Annotated in this window: 18 protein-coding genes and 1 pseudogene; 5 read left to right on the top strand and 14 right to left on the bottom strand. The window is 71.0% G+C overall.

The features are described 5' to 3' along the window. The 4 genes from VFV89_RS09325 to VFV89_RS09310 all read right to left on the bottom strand — a co-directional run. Window positions 1–2,345 (bottom strand): FAD-dependent oxidoreductase (locus tag VFV89_RS09325; RefSeq protein WP_329705653.1); only part of this gene is annotated, 2,345 nt, incomplete at its 3' end. 66 nt (window positions 2,346–2,411) lie between these two features. Further along, on the bottom strand, window positions 2,412–2,861 hold the full coding sequence (locus VFV89_RS09320) for a hypothetical protein (protein WP_329705652.1): 450 nt from the start codon (window positions 2,859–2,861) through the stop codon (window positions 2,412–2,414). A gap of 26 nt (window positions 2,862–2,887) precedes the next feature. After that, window positions 2,888–3,775: a hypothetical protein gene (locus VFV89_RS09315; protein ID WP_329705651.1), complete on the bottom strand. Its 888-nt coding sequence runs from the start codon at window positions 3,773–3,775 to the stop codon at window positions 2,888–2,890. A gap of 370 nt (window positions 3,776–4,145) precedes the next feature. Further along, on the bottom strand, window positions 4,146–5,057 hold the full coding sequence (locus VFV89_RS09310) for an SGNH/GDSL hydrolase family protein (protein WP_329705650.1): 912 nt from the start codon (window positions 5,055–5,057) through the stop codon (window positions 4,146–4,148). A gap of 102 nt (window positions 5,058–5,159) precedes the next feature. On the opposite strand from VFV89_RS09310, the gene VFV89_RS09305 reads away from it, so the two are divergent. Next, the gene (locus VFV89_RS09305) at window positions 5,160–5,672 is read left to right on the top strand and encodes a GNAT family N-acetyltransferase (RefSeq protein ID WP_329705649.1); all 513 of its coding nucleotides are present in this window, start codon (window positions 5,160–5,162) and stop codon (window positions 5,670–5,672) included. On the opposite strand, the gene VFV89_RS09300 is transcribed toward VFV89_RS09305, so the two are convergent. Both VFV89_RS09300 and VFV89_RS09295 read right to left on the bottom strand, forming a co-directional pair. Further along, window positions 5,673–6,326: a hypothetical protein gene (locus VFV89_RS09300; RefSeq protein WP_329705648.1), complete on the bottom strand. Its 654-nt coding sequence runs from the start codon at window positions 6,324–6,326 to the stop codon at window positions 5,673–5,675. It lies immediately after the preceding gene. Between the two features lie 286 nt (window positions 6,327–6,612). Then, complete coding sequence (locus VFV89_RS09295) at window positions 6,613–6,951, bottom strand: hypothetical protein (RefSeq protein WP_329705647.1); 339 nt, start codon at window positions 6,949–6,951, stop codon at window positions 6,613–6,615. A gap of 62 nt (window positions 6,952–7,013) precedes the next feature. Here VFV89_RS09295 and dtd point away from each other — a divergent pair, with 62 nt between their 5' ends. Further along, on the top strand, window positions 7,014–7,442 hold the full coding sequence (gene dtd, locus VFV89_RS09290; protein WP_329705646.1) for a D-aminoacyl-tRNA deacylase: 429 nt from the start codon (window positions 7,014–7,016) through the stop codon (window positions 7,440–7,442). A gap of 28 nt (window positions 7,443–7,470) precedes the next feature. Here the strand turns inward: dtd and VFV89_RS09285 are convergent, their stop codons facing one another. From VFV89_RS09285 to VFV89_RS09265, 5 genes are all read right to left on the bottom strand, one after another. Next, window positions 7,471–8,202, bottom strand: coding sequence for a response regulator (locus VFV89_RS09285; protein WP_329705645.1), 732 nt, complete (start codon window positions 8,200–8,202; stop codon window positions 7,471–7,473). After that, entirely contained in the window at window positions 8,199–10,199 is a 2,001-nt protein-coding gene (locus VFV89_RS09280; protein ID WP_329705644.1) for a PAS domain S-box protein, read from the bottom strand. Before VFV89_RS09280 ends, VFV89_RS09285 begins: the two co-directional genes overlap by 4 nt. A gap of 183 nt (window positions 10,200–10,382) precedes the next feature. After that, window positions 10,383–10,679, bottom strand: a complete 297-nt coding sequence (locus tag VFV89_RS09275; protein ID WP_329705643.1) for a DUF1416 domain-containing protein — start codon at window positions 10,677–10,679, stop codon at window positions 10,383–10,385. Continuing rightward, entirely contained in the window at window positions 10,679–11,527 is an 849-nt protein-coding gene (locus VFV89_RS09270; RefSeq protein WP_329705642.1) for a sulfurtransferase, read from the bottom strand. Before VFV89_RS09270 ends, VFV89_RS09275 begins: the two co-directional genes overlap by 1 nt. Window positions 11,528–11,571: 44 nt before the next feature. Beyond that, window positions 11,572–12,030 carry a DUF4395 domain-containing protein gene (locus VFV89_RS09265; protein WP_329705641.1) on the bottom strand — a complete coding sequence of 153 codons (459 nt, stop codon included), beginning with the start codon at window positions 12,028–12,030 and terminating at the stop codon, window positions 11,572–11,574. A gap of 347 nt (window positions 12,031–12,377) precedes the next feature. On the opposite strand from VFV89_RS09265, the gene gmd reads away from it, so the two are divergent. Beyond that, window positions 12,378–13,349 carry a GDP-mannose 4,6-dehydratase gene (gene gmd, locus VFV89_RS09260; RefSeq protein ID WP_329705640.1) on the top strand — a complete coding sequence of 324 codons (972 nt, stop codon included), beginning with the start codon at window positions 12,378–12,380 and terminating at the stop codon, window positions 13,347–13,349. A gap of 81 nt (window positions 13,350–13,430) precedes the next feature. Here the strand turns inward: gmd and VFV89_RS09255 are convergent, their stop codons facing one another. Next, the gene (locus tag VFV89_RS09255) at window positions 13,431–13,880 is read right to left on the bottom strand and encodes a thioredoxin family protein (RefSeq protein WP_329705639.1); all 450 of its coding nucleotides are present in this window, start codon (window positions 13,878–13,880) and stop codon (window positions 13,431–13,433) included. Between the two features lie 34 nt (window positions 13,881–13,914). Next, window positions 13,915–14,190 carry a MoaD/ThiS family protein gene (locus VFV89_RS09250; RefSeq protein ID WP_329705638.1) on the bottom strand — a complete coding sequence of 92 codons (276 nt, stop codon included), beginning with the start codon at window positions 14,188–14,190 and terminating at the stop codon, window positions 13,915–13,917. A gap of 114 nt (window positions 14,191–14,304) precedes the next feature. On the opposite strand from VFV89_RS09250, the gene VFV89_RS09245 reads away from it, so the two are divergent. Both VFV89_RS09245 and mshD read left to right on the top strand, forming a co-directional pair. Further along, entirely contained in the window at window positions 14,305–15,036 is a 732-nt protein-coding gene (locus tag VFV89_RS09245; RefSeq protein WP_329705654.1) for a response regulator transcription factor, read from the top strand. 20 nt (window positions 15,037–15,056) lie between these two features. Next, window positions 15,057–15,905: a mycothiol synthase gene (gene mshD, locus VFV89_RS09240; RefSeq protein ID WP_329705637.1), complete on the top strand. Its 849-nt coding sequence runs from the start codon at window positions 15,057–15,059 to the stop codon at window positions 15,903–15,905. A 47-nt stretch (window positions 15,906–15,952) separates the two neighbouring features. Here the strand turns inward: mshD and VFV89_RS09235 are convergent. Beyond that, window positions 15,953–16,109, bottom strand: a pseudogene (locus tag VFV89_RS09235) (folate-binding protein); the annotation flags it as partial.

Here is a 16,109-nt window from a genome sequence, read left to right as displayed (position 1 = left end):
CCGACCGCGCCACCGAGCGTCCAGCCGTACGACGCCGCGCGGACGTAGCCGACCGGCTCACCGTCGCGATGGAGGACCTCCGCGTGGTAGAGCAGCGGCTTGGGGTCGAGGACCCGGAGCTGCACGATCCGCTGGCCCATCCCGCCGGCCGCAGCGTTCGCGGCCCTGCGAGCCAGCACCGCGTCGCGGCCGATGAACCCACCCGCCTTGTCGAGGGCGAGCGCGAAGCCGAGCCCGGCCTCGAGTGGACAGTCGGTGTTGTCGATGTCGTGGCCGAAGTCGCGGTAGCCCTTCTCCATCCGGAGCGAGGCCAGCGCCTTGAGCCCGACCGGACGCAGCCCATGGGTCGCCCCGGCGTCCTGCAGCGCGTCGTACACGCGCAGGGTGTCGGCCGCCGGGACGTAGAGCTCGTAGCCGAGCTCGCCGAGGTAGGTGATCCGGACGCACAGCAAGTCGACGCCGGCCAGCTCGATCCACCGTGCGGTGCGGAACGGGAACACCTCGGTCGAGAGGTCGGCGTCGGTCAGCTCGGCCAGTACGTCGCGGGACCGTGGCCCCTGGACGTTGAGCTGGCCGTAGTCCGCGGTGACGTCGGTGACGATGAAGTCCGCGCCCCGGCCGTGGCGGGCCAGCCACGCCAGCGCGTGGCCGTGCGCGGTGTCGGAGGCGACCACGAAGAAGTCGTTCTCGCCCAGCTTGGTGACCGTCAGGTCCGCCTCGATGCGGCCGTCCTCGTCGAGCCACTGGGTGTAGGTGATCGTCTCCGCCTTCTCGTCCACGGCTCCCGCCGAGACGCGGTCGAGCACCTGGCCGGCGTCCGCGCCCTGCACGCGGAACTTGGCCATGAAGCTCATGTCCATCAGCCCGACGCCCTCGCGCACGGTGCGGTGCTCGTCCTCCCACTGCTCGAACCAGGGCGCGCGACCCCACGTGGGCTCGGCGGTCGGCGTCACGCCGGGACCGGCGAACCAGTCGGCGCCCTCCCAGCCCGACACCTCGCGCAGGTAGCCGCCCTGCTCGACCAGCCGGTCGTGGACCGGCGACAGCAGCCGGTGGCGGGCGGTCCGCAGCTGCTTGCCCGGGGTGTGAGCGGCGTACACCGTGCCGAGGATCTCGGTGGTGCGGTCGGCTCGGTAGTCGTCGTCGGCCTGCCACGGACGGAACCGGTCGACGTTGAAGCCGGTGACGTCGACGTCGGGCCGGCCGGTGGTGATCCAGTGCGCGAGCACCCGGCCGAGGCCGCCCGCGGACAGGACGCCGACGGAGTTCATGCCTGCGGCGACGAAGTAGTTGCGGATCCCGGGCGCCTCGCCGACGGCGGGCGCGAGGTCGGGGGTGAACGACTCCGGACCACAGAAGAAGGTGCGCAGGCCGACCTCGAGCGTGATCGGCACGCGGGCCATCGCCTTCTCGAGGAACGGCCCCATCCGGTCCCAGTCGGGCGGAATCGTGCCGAAGGAGAAGTCGCGCGGGATGCCCTCGACCTTCCACGGCGCCGCGGTGGGCTCGAAGAGGCCGACCATCATCCCGCCGCCCTCCTCGCGGTAGTAGCCGTAGGAGGCGGGGTCCTCGAAGACGGGGGCGCCGGGGTCGAGCCCCTCGATCGTGTCGGTGATTAGGTAGTAGTGCTCGGCCGCCTGGTTGGGGATCACCAGCCCGTTCCGCGCCCCCAGCTCGCGGGCCCACATGCCCGCGCAGTTGACGACGTACTCCGCCTCGATGCCGACCGTCTCGCCGGGCTCACCGGCGCCGACGCCTACGCCGGTCACAGCCCCGCGGTCGGTGAGCACGTCCTCGACCGAGACGCCCTCGACGATCCGTACGCCGAGCTGCCGGGCGCCCTTCGCGAGGGCGGTCGTGAGGTCGACGGGGTTGACCCGGCCGTCGCCGGGCACGTGGAAACCGGCGAGCAGGTCGTCGGTCCTCGCCCAGGGGAAGAGGTCGGCCATCTCGCGCGGCGAGATCTCCTCGACCTCGAGCCCGAGGAGGCGCTGGAACGCCGCGACCCGCCGGTACTCCTCCAGGCGAGCCTCGTCGGCGGCCGCCTCGATCAGCCCCACCGGCTTGAAGCCGGTGGCTTGCCCGGTCTCCTCCTCGAGCCGCGCATAGAGCTCGCGCGAGTAGAGCCGGATCGCGGTCGAGGTCTCCGACGTCGACCCGAAGCAGGTCATCAGCCCCGCGGCGTGCCACGTGGTGCCCGAGGTGAGGCGGTCACGCTCGAGCACGACCACGTCGGTCCAGCCCGCGTGGGCGAGGTGGTAGGCGACCGAGCAGCCGATGACGCCGCCCCCGATGACGACGACGCGGGCCCGCTCGGGCAGCTCGGTCCCGGAATCGGCGGTCACGGGCACAACGTACTGGTCGTCGTGGCACCGGTACGGCCGAAGACTGCTGAGTGGGTGCGGACAGGATCAGCGCGTTCGGGCTCGAGGCGGTTCGTCGGGTTGGCTGCTGCCCGGCGCCAGGACGCTGGTGAAGCTCGAGAGATCGCGGTACCGGCGCCGCCGTAGCAAGCGGCGCGTCCACGAGTTCCTATGACTCTCGAACCGAGCCAGGTCGCGGAACTCGTTCACCGCTTGCTTCCAGTCATCTCCGCCCACACCGTTGAGGAGTCCGGGCAAGCATCGGGCTTCGTACATCCGTTCTGAACACAAGAACTCCGCTTTCCTGACCGCTTGCTCGAACGCTGTGTGGCTGACCGCGCGCTCCGCAACGATCTCCTCGGCTTCCGCGAGAACCGCGGCGTAGGCCGTTCGACGGTCCTTGGTCAGCTCTTCGGTCACTCGCTGGGTGCCGATGACGAACCAACCGACAACGATTCCTACAGTCGCGATGGCCGCGGTGATCAGTGCTTCGCTCATGGACCGAACCCTTTCGAGGCAACCACTCAGTACCTGGGAGCGCCCTTGGCGCGTCGATCGATCGTCTGGAGGGTCCAGAAGACTCCGAGAAGGGCGATGAGGATCGCCTCCAGCAAGAACGTGGCGTGATCGTCGACCCAGCCGGAGAACAGGTCGAGGTGGTCACCGCCCTTGATCACGACCGCGGCCAGCACCATGGTCGCCGCGACGAGTCCGTAGAACCACACCCACTTGGTCCTGGCCGGCTCGTTGCCGTGGGCCTTGTGAAGCGCCGCGAACACTACGGCCAGGATGATGAAGGCGACCGCCAAGTTCGCCGACCAGCTGTGCACCTTGTGGTTGAAGGCACTGTGAGGGTTGTCGGCGTCCTGATAGATCACGAAGTAGAAGACCCATGCTGCCGCGGCCAGCCCCCAGGTGACCGCGTAGCCGATCAGGGCCGCGTTGGTCGGCCCGTGGATTGTCGACGAGGGCCGACTCATCATCACGACACCGGCAACCGCGGTGAGCAACAGGATCAGAGCGACGACGAAGAGCAGAGCGGTGAAGCTCCTGCTGACGGCCTCGGCGTTCGCCTTGATCAGGGCGTTGTCAGCGATTTCCTTCGTCTCCGTGTCCGGCACAGTCTTCCGGATGGCTTTCGGAAGGCTGCAGTAGTTCGCGTCCAGCGTCGGAACGAGGGCGACGACCATCAGGAGCAGCCCGGCCAGGTTCAGAGCCGCGTCCTCCCTCCACGTCATTCCCCACATCACGATCATGGCGAACCCGATGGCCAGCAGGGCGCCGACGAACACAGGCCTGACTGGCGTGTAGTAGTACGCGCTCAGCGAGCGCTGCACGCAGTGGTCGGGCGAGGTCGCAATCTCCCGCCACACCGCGAAGCCGAGGGCGAGGATCACCGCGACCACGCCCACCCGGATCGCGGTGTACGTACGAAGCGCGACCGGTGGGGGCTTCGATGGGACGCCCGGCTGCTCGCCGGCCGCGCTGCTCAGGTCGATGGTGTCGGTCATGAACGTCTCCGAGTGCCGTCGGGTGTGGACCGCGCGGGGAGCGCCGGTCGAGCCCGTTGACTCCTGAATACGCGCGGGTCGAGCGGCCGTACATAGGGCAGACGGGCTCTTGACGACCGCCCCCTGGCAGCGGCGGAACCCCCGCCGCGGCCCACGCACCGTCGACTACCACCTGCGCAACGTGTTCACGAAGCTCGGCATCGCCTCACGCTCGGAGCTCGTCCGGTTCCCCGAGCTCCTGGAGCCGATGCGACCGTTCGAGTGCGAGAGGTCAGAGACCGAGCCGCTTGAGCGCCTTGGCAGCCATCGCCTCGTGGCCGATCACGTTGGGGTGCAGGCCGGTGGACACGTTGCCGATCAGCGGCTCGATCCAGCGGGTGCCGATCGGCTGGCAGGCGTCGTGGCCGACGGAGGCCTTGGCCATGTCGACGAAGACCACGCCCGCCTTCTTGGCGGCCCGCTCGATGACGTGGTTGAGGGTGCGCTGGGTGCGGTCGAGGTAGGGGACGTCGCCCATCGAGATCGGGATGCTGGCGTAGCACGCGGGCACGCCGGTCGCGGGCAGGATCTGCGGGTAGCCGAGGATCGCCACGGTCGCCTCGGGCGAGCGGTGGCGCACCGCGCGCAGGGCGCGCAGGACGCTGGGATAGGTCTGCTGGCGGATCTGCTTGCGCCACGAGCCGTGGTAGGTCGCCTTGCAGGGCGCGCCGTTGATCGAGCCGGTGGTCTGCCGCTCCGCGGCGGACGCGATCGCGCAGGAGGTGACCAGGCCGCCGAAGACGTTGCCGTCGTTGCCGCCGATCGTCATCGTGACCAGCTGCGTGCTCGGCCGGAGCGCCTTGAGCTGCGCGGGGATGTCGGGGTGCTGGGAGTGGAAGAAGTCGGTGGTGTCGGCCCCGCCGCACGCGGCGTCGCGGAAGGACTTCACATGCAGCTCGGCGGCGATGAGGTGGGAGTACGTCGCGTCGGACCGCCCGCACTCGGAGCCCGCCGGGCCCGGGTCGAGCGGCGCGATTCCGGTCGCGGAGTAGCTGTCGCCCAGGGCGACGTACGACGCGACCTTGGCGTGGTGGCCGCGGCTCTCGGAACCGGCCGGGGCCGGCGCGGCCGTCGCCGAGGTGGTGGCCAAGGCGCCGGTCGCCGCGAGGGCGGCGACGGCGAGTGCGGTGGTGAGGCGGCGCATGAGAGCTCCTGTCGGTCGACCGGCGGACGAGGTACGAGCCGTGCGCAAGTGTGCACCTCGACCCCAAGGGCGGGTACGCCGCCCCGTACTAGCCTCGACCGGGTGCCCGAGCTGCAGCGGCTGCGCGCCGATCATGCGCCGGCGGTCCTCGACTTCGAGTCGGACAACCGCGCCTACTTCGCGTCCATGATCTTCGACCGCGGCGACGACTACTTCGAGCACTTCGCCGAGAGGTACCACGCCCTGCTGGCCGAACAGGAGGCCGACCTCGCGGCGTTCCACGTGCTCGTCGACGAGGACGGGTCGGTGCTGGGCCGGTTCAACCTGCTGTTCGAGGGGGACGGCATCGCGACGCTGGGCTACCGCGTGGCGCAGCGGGTCACCGGCCGCGGGGTGGCGACCGCGACCGTGCGGGACCTGTGCGAGCTCGCCGGCTCGCGACACGGGGTCAGGACCATCCGCGCCGCCACGTCCCAGGACAACGTCGCGTCGCAGCGGGTCCTGCTCAACGCCGGCTTCACCCAGGCCGGGCCGGCCGACCCGTCCGACATCGGCGGCAAGCAGGGCAGCTGGTACGAGCGGGACGTCCGACCCGCGTCGCCATCCGATCAGTGACTACGCCGGACGCGCGACCTCCAGTACCGCGCGGACCGGCTCCGGAGCCGGGCAGGCAGCGATGGCCGTCTCCAGCAGCGCCCGCAGCCGGGCGTCGACCTGGGGTCCGCCGCTCACGACCACGCCGTCGACCGCGCACCGGATCATCGTCGGGGCGCAGCGGTTGGCGAAGGTCTTGGGGGAGATCCGCGCCGGCGGCCCGAGTCGTGCAACCCACCTGACGGCGCCGGGCACCAGGTCGAGCGCGGCCCGGGCGTCGCGCGCGGTCGCCGACCGCTCGGGCCCTGCCGCGAGGCAGAGCCGCTCGGCGCTCAGCAGCCCGGCGGCAAGGACGCGCTGGGTCCCCTCGGGTACGTCGAGGATCTGCGCTCCGGCGACGGCGACAGGAAGCGTGAGCCAGGTGCGGTCGTCGCCATCACGGCCCACCACCGACGGGATCAGCGGCACGAGCTGCTGGCGGCCCTCGTCGCTGATCAGGTCGTTGACCCGCCGCGCCAGCTGGGCCAGCAACGGGTGGGTGCACGAGGGATGGTCACTCCACTTCTCGCCCGCCAGGAACGAGGCGAACTCCATGAAGCACGCACCCCGTCGAGGCGAGCGGTGCCGCCCTCGGGAAAGGACCGGTACGCCGTCCGGGACAGCCGATGAGCTCATGGCGACCTCCTCAGTCGAGCATGCGCCCGCTGGTCGGCAGGATCAAGGGCATTCCCGCGACGAATCCTCAGCCACCGTGGTGGCCCGCCGCTGGTCGAGCCTGTCGAGACCTCCGCAGCGTAGGCAACTGCTGGCCCACGGCGGGCTGAGGTGCGAGGCCGCTCACGGGCGCTCGTACTGAGGTGCGAGCGTGCGAGCCTCGAAGGAGCCTCGAAGCCTCCGCAGCGAAGGCACCTCTGGGCGAGTCCCCAGCACCGGGCTCACCAGGCTTCGAGGCTGGCGAGCGCTACCGCCGGCGCCGGCCGAACATCCGACCCAACCGCTCGCCCAGCGACCTCGGCGGCTTGATCTCGACCAGGGTCGACTGGTCGGGAGGCGGAAGGCTCTCGGCCTGCTCTGCGGTGAGGGTCGTGCAGACATAGGTGGTGTAGATCGAGCCGACCTGATCGGCGTCGACGAACCGTCTGCCCTCTGGTGTCTGCACGATGATGCCGTCGAACACCGAGACCTTCTCGTCGACGAGCACGACCTCGACCGTGCCGAAGGAGACTCCATCGCTCGTCTGCACCGGCGTGCCCGGCTGGAGCGCCGTGTAGGCGATCGGGTGGTCGTCGGCGTCGGGCATGCAGGAACCCTACGTCCGCGCCGCGGCACCGGGTATGAGCGGCCGGTGACAGGCTGTACGCCGTGCGAGCGGTGGTCCAGCGGGTGCTGTCGGCGAGCGTGACGGTGGACGGCGAGGTGGTGGGCGCGATCGACGGACCGGGGCTCCTCGCCTACGTCGGCGTGACCCACAGCGACGGCGACAAGGAGGTGGCCTGGCTGGCCCGCAAGCTGTGGGAGCTGCGGCTGCTGCGTGATGAGCAGTCGGCGTCCGACGTGGGTGCGCCGATCCTGGTCGTCAGCCAGTTCACACTGTACGGCGACGCGCGCAAGGGCCGCCGTCCGACGTGGCAGGCCGCGGCACCGGGTTCGGTGTCGGAGCCGGTCTACGAAGCGGTCTGCGCCGAGCTCGAGCGGCTCGGTGCCCACGTCGAGCGCGGGGTGTTCGGAGCGGACATGCGCGTCGTCTCGGAGAACGACGGACCGATCACGGTGCTGCTCGAGACGCCGTGAGCCCATCGCAGACGGCTCACGACCGTGCCTAGGGGCGCAGCTCGGCCCAGGTCACCTTGCCGTCGGGGCGCGCGTCGATGCCCCACGACGCCGACACGGCGGCGACCAGGACGATGCCGCGGCCGGTCTCGGACACGGCGCTGAACGGCTGGGGCTCCGGCGTCCCGGGGTCCCCGTCCGTGACCTCGATGCGCAGCACGCCGTCCGCGTGGGTGATCCGCACCTCGTACGGCGACTCGGCGTGCAGCACCGCGTTGGCGGCGAGCTCGGTGACGATCAGGGACGCCTCGTCGAACATATGGGTGGCGCCCCAGTCCCGGAGCAGCCCGCGGACGAACGCCCGAGCCTCGGGCACGCTGCTCGACACCGGGTCGAAGCGCGCCGCCTCCTGCCGCGCCGCGGCGCGGCCGACGTCGTCGAGGAGGGCGACGAGGTAGTCGAGGTCGTCGCTCTTGAGGACGAACCCGGCGGCGTGCTCCTCGAACCAGGCCCGGTCCTCCCTCTCCATCCCGGTGAAGACGACGACCTTGGCCGAAGGCGCGCTCTCGCGCAGTCGCGTCAGCACCTCGCGGCCGGCGAGGTCGGGGAGCCCGAGGTCGAGCAGTACGACGTCGGGGCGCAGCTCGGTCGCGAGGTCGATGGCCTCGCGCCCGGCGCCGGCCTCGCCGACCACGTCGTAGCCACCGTGGTGACGCAGCGCGATGCGCACCACGCGACGCACGTCCACCGCGTCATCGACCAGGAGGACGCGGACGCTCACGACGCGGTGGCGGCTCGACGGAGACTGACCACGAACGCATTGTCGCCTGCGACGTACGTCGCGTCTCCGCCTTGGGCCCGCGCGAGCTCGCGGACGATGTGCAGCCCGAGTCCGGTGCCCCGCTCGCCACCGCCGGTGGCGAACCGCTCGAAGAGGCGGTCCCGGAGCTCGGCGGGGACACCGTCGCCCGCGTCGCTCACGAGCAGCAGCACGTGCTCCCCGTCCTCCCTCGCGGCCACCCGGATCGGGTTGCGGCCGTGTGCGACCGCGTTGGCCACCAGGTTGTCGAGGATCTGTCCGAGCCGGTTGGAGTCGGCCATGGCCCGCAGACCGTCGGGGAGCGCCGGCTCGATGGTCGACTCGGGGTGGGCCAGCCTCAGCCGCTGGAGCATCGGGGCGAGCACCTCGGTGACGTCGTGCTCCTTCACGTCGAGCTCGAGGCTGGAGGCCTGCAACCGGGCGGTGGTGAGCAGGTCCCCGAGCAGCCGCTGCAGCTGGGCGGCACTGCTCTGCATGCTGGACAGCAGCTCCTCGCGCTCGGTGGCATCGAGCCGGTCCCAGTTCTCCGCGAGCATCTTCCCCGACATGCTCACCACGCCGATGGGGGAGCGCAGCTCGTGGGCGGTGACGGCGAGGAACCGGGCCTGCTCCTCCGCGGCCACGGCCAGCTCGGCGTTGGCCTCCTCGAGCCGGGCGTTCGCCTCGGCGAGCTGGTTGGCGTACTGCCCCTGCTGCTCAAGCATCTGCATCCGCTCGGTGTGGTCGCGCGTGACCTTGGCGAAGCCGATGTGCTGGCCCTCCTCGTCGAGGACCTTGGTGATCGTGACGTGGGCCCAGAAGCGGCTGCCGTCCTTGCGGACCCGCCACCCCTCCTCCTGGTAGACGCCTTCGCGCTCCGCGATCTCGAGCTCGTGCTCGGGGTGGTGGGCGGCCTGCTGCTCGCGCGGGTAGAAGACCCGGAAGTGGTGACCGATGATCTCGTCGGCGGTCCAGCCCTTGGTCCGCTGGGCGCCGAGGTTCCAGCTGGAGACCCGCCCCTCGGTGTCCAGCATGAAGATGGCGTAGTCGCGGACCACGTCGACCATCAACCGGAACCGCTGCTGGCTCCGTCGGAGCTCGAGCTCGATGTTGCGCTGGACGGTCACGTCCTGGCACTGGGCGAACAGGTAGAGCGGCTGGCCGCCCCGGTCGCGCACGACGGTCAGGGTGGTGCGCAGGGACGTGTCGCCGAGCTGGGGGTGCTCGAGCGTCACCGCGTCCGCGCCCTTCTCGACGATCGCCTTGATGGCGTCCGCGACGGCGGCGTCGTCGTTCAGGCACTCGCCGTACGACGAGCCGAGGAGATCGGCGGCACCAACGCGGAGGATCCGGCACAGCGAGTCGTTGGCCCGAACGATCGTGCCGTGCAGGGTCATGGTGGCCATGCCGATCGCGGCGTCCTCGAAGACGCTCTGGAACCGCTCGACCTGCTCGTCGAGCTGGTCGCGGCCCTCCGCGTCGTCCTCCTCGACGGGCTCGGCGTCGGGGTCACCGCCGGTCACCGCGTGGACCAGCTCGTTGACGACGGCGTCGAGAGAGGAGGTCTTGGTGAGGTAGGAGGTGGCACCGAGCTCGAGGGCGCGCAAGGCCAGCGGCTCCTCGTCGAACCCGCTGAACATCACGATCCGCGTCTCCGGCGACGCCTCGATGATCCGGGGCAGCGCGGACAGGCCGTCCACCCCCGGCATCGACACGTCGAGCAGCATCGCGTCGGGCTGGAGCCGTCGGGCCAGGTCGATGGCGTCGGCTCCGTCGGCGCCCTCTCCCTCGACGACCGCCTTGCCGGACAGCCGCAGCTTGGTCCGGATCAGGGTCCGGACGTCCGCCGAGTCGTCGACGAGGACCACGCGGAGCGGTCCGGACGAGCCCGGACGGCTGCGGGCAGGCGCGACGTAGCCGGTCAGCGACCATGCACCGGGCTGGCGCCAGGCCCGCCAGCGTCGCCCTTGCTCTGCCATGTCGGGGCGAAGGTAACCACCCTTCTCCGGCACTGCCTCACCCCCACGGGCGAACTGTCGGGTTGTCGCCCTTCACGCAGTTGTACCCCGTTTCGGCCGCGTCTCCCCCTCGGGACACGACGCAGCCGCGTACAACACGAGCGCCCCTTCCGGGCGGAAGGGGCGCTCGATGCCGCGACGGGCTCAGATGGCGACGGTCACCTCGGCGACCGAGCCGACCTGGGCGTGCACGGCGCTGTCCACGGGCTCGGACTGGGGCGCCAGCGTGCGCAGCGTCCAGTCACCCTCGCCGGCGAAGAACCGGAAGTGGCCGGTGGCCGAGGTCGGGACCTCGGCGGTGAACTCGCCGGTGCGGTCGAGCAGCCGGACGTAGGCGTTGCCCACGGGCTGGTCGCCCCTGGTCACCTGGCCCTGGATCACCGCCTCCTTGGCGACGTTCACGCCGTCGAGCGAGAGCCCACCCTTGGTCGCCCCGCACATCAGGCTTCCCCCGCCTCGTCACCCAGGACGACCGGGACGCCGACGAGCGAGCCGTACTCGGTCCAGGAGCCGTCGTAGTTCTTGACGTTGTCCTGGCCGAGCAGCTCCTTGAGCACGAACCACGTGTGCGAGGAGCGCTCGCCGATGCGGCAGTAGGCGATGGTGTCCTTGTCCCAGTCCACGCCGGCCTCGGTGTAGAGCTCGCGGAGCTCGTCGTCGGACTTGAAGGTGCCGTCGTCGTTGGCGGCCTTGCTCCACGGCACGTTGGCGGCGGTGGGGATGTGGCCCGCGCGCTGCGCCTGCTCCTGCGGGAGGTGGGCCGGGGCGAGCAGCCGTCCGGCGTACTCGTCGGGGCTGCGGACGTCGACGAGGTTCTGGGCGCCGATGGCGGCGACGACCTCGTCGCGGAACGCGCGGATGGAGGTGTCCTGCTCCTGCGCGGTGTACGACGTGTGCTCGCGGCTCGGGAGCTCGTCGGTGAGCTCGCGGGAGTCGAGCTCCCACTTCTTCCGGCCGCCGTCGAGCAGCTTGACGTCCTGGTGGCCGTAGAGCTTGAAGTACCAGTAGGCGTAGGCCGCGAACCAATTGTTGTTGCCGCCGTAGAGCACCACCGTGTCGTCGTTGGCGACGCCGCGGCCGGAGAGGAGCGCCTCGAACTGGGCCTTGCTCACGAAGTCGCGACGTACCTGGTCCTGGAGGTCGGTGGTCCAGTCGAGCTTGATGGCGCCCTTGATGTGGCCCTTGTCGTAAGCGGTGGTGTCCTCGTCCACCTCGATCAGCACGACCTTCGGGTCGTCCAGGTGTTCCTCCACCCACTGGGCGGAGACGAGCGAGCTCTCGCGGGTCATGTGGTCGGTTCCTTGTCTGTTGGAGATCTCTGGATCTGTCGGTGTCAGTGGGCGGTCGTGGACCGCTTGATGAGGAGATAGAGCTCGCAGCCCAGGCAGAGCCCGAAGACCGCGTTGAGCAGGGCGGCAACCAGCGCGAGGCCGATCGCGACCTGACCGAGCAGGGTGGCGCCCGTGGCGAAGCCGAGGAGCGCCACGAGCGTGAACGCCAGCCCCACGGTCTGGGCGAACCGCGGCGGCGCAGGGTCCTCGAGCTCACCCGGCGGCGAGAGCCGCGGGCGCACGAAGGTCCGGAACAGCCACGCGTGCGGGGTGTGCTGCACGCCCCTGGCGGCCCCGACCGCGAAGAGCAGGGCCTGGATGCCGGCCAGCACCCCCGCCCAGGGGCTGGGCAGGAGCAGGACGGCCACCAGCACGACGGCAGTGATGGCGGCGGTGAGCTGCGGCCCGCGCGGGTCGATGCCGACAGCGACGCCGGTCGGGGCTGGTGCTGTGGTGGTCATGGCTCTCCTCGGTCGTGGGGGACGGCGGGACGGCACCCGCACACGACGTTACTGCAGTAACTCAGTCTATTAAGACTGGAAAGGGCAGCGGCGTCAGGAGAGACGACAGAGCGACGAGCGGACGCGGCAGTGGTCGACTGCGCGCCGCTTGGTCAGCAATGTCGTGGACACGGTTCGAGAGTATGGCGGTGGCACGGACCTACCCAGCCCGAATCCCAAGAAGTGGACGGGTATTCCACGATTTGAGACGTTCGCTCCCTCGTGGCCCAGACCGCCCGGCGAGGACACCTGGCATGGGAGTGGACGCCTGCACTCGGCGACCACGGCCCCGGGGATAATCGGCGCCCATGAGGCGCGCCTTCATCACCGGCATCACCGGTCAGGACGGGTCGTACCTGACCGAGCTGCTGCTCGGCAAGGGCTATGAGGTGCACGGCCTGGTCCGGCGCTCGTCCACCATCAACCGGGGCCGGATCGACCACGTCGACTCCCCCGACCTGCACCTGCACTACGGCGACCTCACCGACGGCGTCAGCCTGGTCAACCTGATCCACGAGATCGAGCCGCACGAGGTCTACAACCTGGGCGCGCAGAGCCACGTCAAGGTCTCCTTCGAGATGCCGGAGTACACCGCGTCCACCGACGGCACCGGCGCGCTGCGGCTGCTCGAGGCGATCCGGGCCGCCGGCATCGACTGCCGGTACTACCAGGCCTCGACCTCGGAGATGTTCGGGGCCAGCCCGCCGCCGCAGGACGAGCGCACCCCGTTCCACCCGCGGTCGCCGTACGGCGCAGCCAAGCTCTACGCGCACTGGGTGACGGTCAACTACCGGGAGGCCTACGACCTGTTCGCGGTCTCGGGGATCCTGTTCAACCACGAGTCGCCGCGCCGCGGCGAGAGCTTCCTGACCCGCAAGGTCACCCTGGGTGTCGCCGCGATCGTGCTCGGCGCGCGCGACTCGCTGCACCTCGGCAACCTCGATGCGGTGCGCGACTGGGGCTACGCCCCGGAGTACGTCGAGGGCATGTGGCGGATGCTCCAGCACGACGAGCCGGACGACTACGTGCTGGCCACCGGCCAGGGCCGCAGCGTGCGGCAGTTCGTGCAGGCCGCGTTCGCGCACGCCGGGCTCGACTGGGAGCAGTACGTCACCTACGACGAGCACTACGAGCGGCCCACCGAGGTCGATGCCCTGATCGGCGACGCGTCGAAGGCCCGCGAGGTGCTCGGCTGGAAGGCCGAGACCGACGCGGACCAGCTCGCCGAGCTGATGGTGGACGCGGACATCGAGCAGATGACCCGGCTGCTGCAGGCCTGACGGGCTGCCCGGCGGGATAGTCCCAGACCTTCCCGACATCGGTGCCGCTCCCGGCCGGTGAGAAAGGTCTGGGACTATCGCTCAGGCGAGCGGGTCGAGGCTGGCGATCACCGCCTGCTTGGTGGGGGCACCGGAGGCGCGGCTGACCTCGCGGCCGTCGGGGTCGAGGACGAGGGTGGTCGGGGTACGCACGATGCCCAGGCGGCGGACCAGGTCGAGGTGGTGCTCGGCGTCGACCTCGACGTGCTGGACGCCGGGCACGATCCGCGCGACGTCCTCGAGCACCCGTCGGGTGGCTCGGCAGGGTGCGCAGAACGCACTGGAGAACTGCAGCAACGTCGCCCTCTCGCCCAGCTCGCCGTCGTACGCCGTGCCGGCCAGCACCGATGCCGGGCCCGGTCCGGCGTCGGCGTCCGAGACGCCGCGGACGCGGTGGGTGCCGGTGAACCGCCCGTCGTTCGCAGCGCGCCACAGCCCGAACCCGAGCGCGAGCACGACCGCGACGGCCAGCACGACGATCCCCGTGGTCATGTCTGCTCCAACGTCATGTGCCCGCGGATGTTCCTCAGCCGCCCGCGAACGGGGGCAGGAACTCCACCGACGACCCAGCCTCGATGACCACCGACGCAGGGTCGGCCCTGCCGACCGGCCGGTCGCCGACGAGCGTGGAGCAGGCCGCGAGCACCTCGGCCAGCCGGGTCCCCGGGTGGAGCGCGACCGCCGCGGCACGGAGGTCGGCCAGCGTGGTCGGCCCGGCCACCGGCACGTCGTCGGAGTCGGTCCCGGCGGCCGCCTTGGCGGCGGCCCAGTAACGGACCCGGATGACCTTCGTCTCAGCCACGTTGGGTGATCCTTCAAGGTGTCGGCGGGATTCCCTATTCTTGACCGTCAAACCGGAGCCCACCGCCGTGCCTCGGTCCGACCCGAGTATGACCCGAGTATGAGGGGACCCCCTGTGGCCACCCTGCTGCTGCTCACCAACGCGCTCCAGCCCTCCGCCGAGGTGCTGCCCGGGCTCGCCCTGCTCAGCCACCAGGTGCGGATCCTGCCCGCCGTGGGCGGCGCGTTGCTGGAGGCACCCGACTCCGACCTCCTGCTCGTCGACGGTCGCCAGGACCTCGCCCAGGCTCGCGACCTGTGCCGGCTGATCCGCACCACCGGGACCGAGGTGCCGGTCCTGCTCGTCGTCACCGAGGGCGGCCTCGCCGTCGTCAGCCACGACTGGGGCATGGACGACGTCGTCCTGCACACCTGCGGTCCGGCCGAGCTCGAGGCCAGGATCAAGCTGGCCATCGGGCGGCTGGCGGCCAGGTTGGAGGCGGCCGACCCGGAGGCCCACGTGATCCGCTCCGGCGAGGTCGTCGTCGACGACGCGACGTACACCGCCAAGGTCGGCAAGCGCCCCCTCGACCTGACCTTCAAGGAGTTCGAGCTGCTGAAGTTCCTGGCCCAGCACCCGGGCCGGGTGTTCAGCCGGCAGCAGCTGCTCCAGGAGGTGTGGGGCTACGACTACTTCGGCGGCACCCGCACCGTCGACGTCCACGTCCGGCGGCTCCGCGCCAAGCTGGGCCCGGACAACGAGACCCTGATCGGCACGGTCCGCAACGTCGGCTACCGGTTCGTCGTGCCGACCAAGGAGAAGGACGCCAAGGAGGCCTCGGCGGCCGCTCCCGCCGAGACGTCCTAGGACGTCCTAGTCTCACCACCGTGGTGACCCGGGTCGACGACAGCGCCGGCGACTCGTGGCGCGAGGTGCTGGCGGACGTACGCGCGGCGCTGCGTGCGGCCGGTGAGCAGGACCCGCTCGACGAGGCGGCGCGGTTGCGGGTCAAGCACCACGGCCTGACCGACAGCGCGCTCTGGCTGGCCGACCGTGACGGGTTCGCGCTCGCGCACGCCGGGTCGGTCGACCTGGCCGTGGCGCCCGGCGCGCGCGGCCGCGGGCTGGGCCGCGAGCTGGCCGGCGTGGCACTGGCCGGCGACGGCCCGGTGACCGCGTGGTCCCACAACGACCATCCGGCGGCGGCCGCGCTGGCGCGGCGGCACGGGCTGCGCCGGGCCCGCGAGCTCTGGGTGATGCGCCGGCCGGGCACCGAGCCGCTGCCCGCCCTCGTCGTACCCGACGGCGTGAGCGTCCGCGGCTACCGCGACGACGACCGGGACGAGGTCCTGCGGGTCAACGCCGCAGCATTCGCGCACCACCCGGAGCAGGGCGCGATGGACGCCGACGACCTGGCCGCCAGGATGGCCGAGGACTGGTTCGACCCCGCCGGGCTGCTGGTGGCGGACGGCGGCGACCGGCTGCTCGGCTTCCACTGGACCAAGCAGCACGGCTCCGTGGGAGAGGTCTACGTCGTCGCCATCGACCCGTCGGCCCAGGGCAAGGGGCTGGGCAAGGTCCTGACCCTGGCCGGTCTGCACCACCTCGCCGGTCTCGGCGTCGCCGAGGTCGAGCTCTACGTCGAGTCGGACAACACTCCCGCGGTGCGGGTGTACGGCGGGCTGGGGTTCACACACGCGGCCGTGGACACCCACGTGCAGTACCGCCGGCCCTGAGCGGCGCCGGGTTCTCCGTCGATCGGCGATCCGAAAACGCGTTCACCTCAATCGCCGCGAAATGGCCGCACGTGCAGCCCGACCTCCGGGTCGACCACGACCTCCTGGCCGGCCGGCATGCCGTCGGCGACGAGCTCGGCGGCCAGGTCGACGTTGCGCTTCACCAGCGCCAGCGCGATCGGGCCCAGCTCGTGGTGGCGAGCA

Origin of the sequence: Nocardioides sp., assembly GCF_036274455.1 — a bacterium.
GTDB lineage: Bacteria > Actinomycetota > Actinomycetes > Propionibacteriales > Nocardioidaceae > Nocardioides.
Note: the sequence above shows the minus strand (reverse complement) of the source record. Positions and strands in the feature narration are given on the sequence as shown.

Bases quoted from the DNA above. Each gene is read 5' to 3' on its own strand.
- VFV89_RS09320 (WP_329705652.1), bottom strand. From the start codon at position 2,861: ATGAGCGAAGCACTGATCACCGCGGCCATCGCGACTGTAGGAATCGTT.
- VFV89_RS09270 (WP_329705642.1), bottom strand. From the start codon at position 11,527: ATGACCCGCGAGAGCTCGCTCGTCTCCGCCCAGTGGGTGGAGGAACAC.
- VFV89_RS09255 (WP_329705639.1), bottom strand. From the start codon at position 13,880: ATGACCACGGGGATCGTCGTGCTGGCCGTCGCGGTCGTGCTCGCGCTC.
- VFV89_RS09310 (WP_329705650.1), bottom strand. From the start codon at position 5,057: ATGCGCCGCCTCACCACCGCACTCGCCGTCGCCGCCCTCGCGGCGACC.
- VFV89_RS09265 (WP_329705641.1), bottom strand. From the start codon at position 12,030: ATGACCACCACAGCACCAGCCCCGACCGGCGTCGCTGTCGGCATCGAC.
- VFV89_RS09295 (WP_329705647.1), bottom strand. From the start codon at position 6,951: ATGCCCGACGCCGACGACCACCCGATCGCCTACACGGCGCTCCAGCCG.
- VFV89_RS09280 (WP_329705644.1), bottom strand. From the start codon at position 10,199: ATGGCAGAGCAAGGGCGACGCTGGCGGGCCTGGCGCCAGCCCGGTGCA.
- VFV89_RS09275 (WP_329705643.1), bottom strand. From the start codon at position 10,679: ATGTGCGGGGCGACCAAGGGTGGGCTCTCGCTCGACGGCGTGAACGTC.
- gmd (WP_329705640.1), top strand. From the start codon at position 12,378: ATGAGGCGCGCCTTCATCACCGGCATCACCGGTCAGGACGGGTCGTAC.
- VFV89_RS09300 (WP_329705648.1), bottom strand. From the start codon at position 6,326: ATGAGCTCATCGGCTGTCCCGGACGGCGTACCGGTCCTTTCCCGAGGG.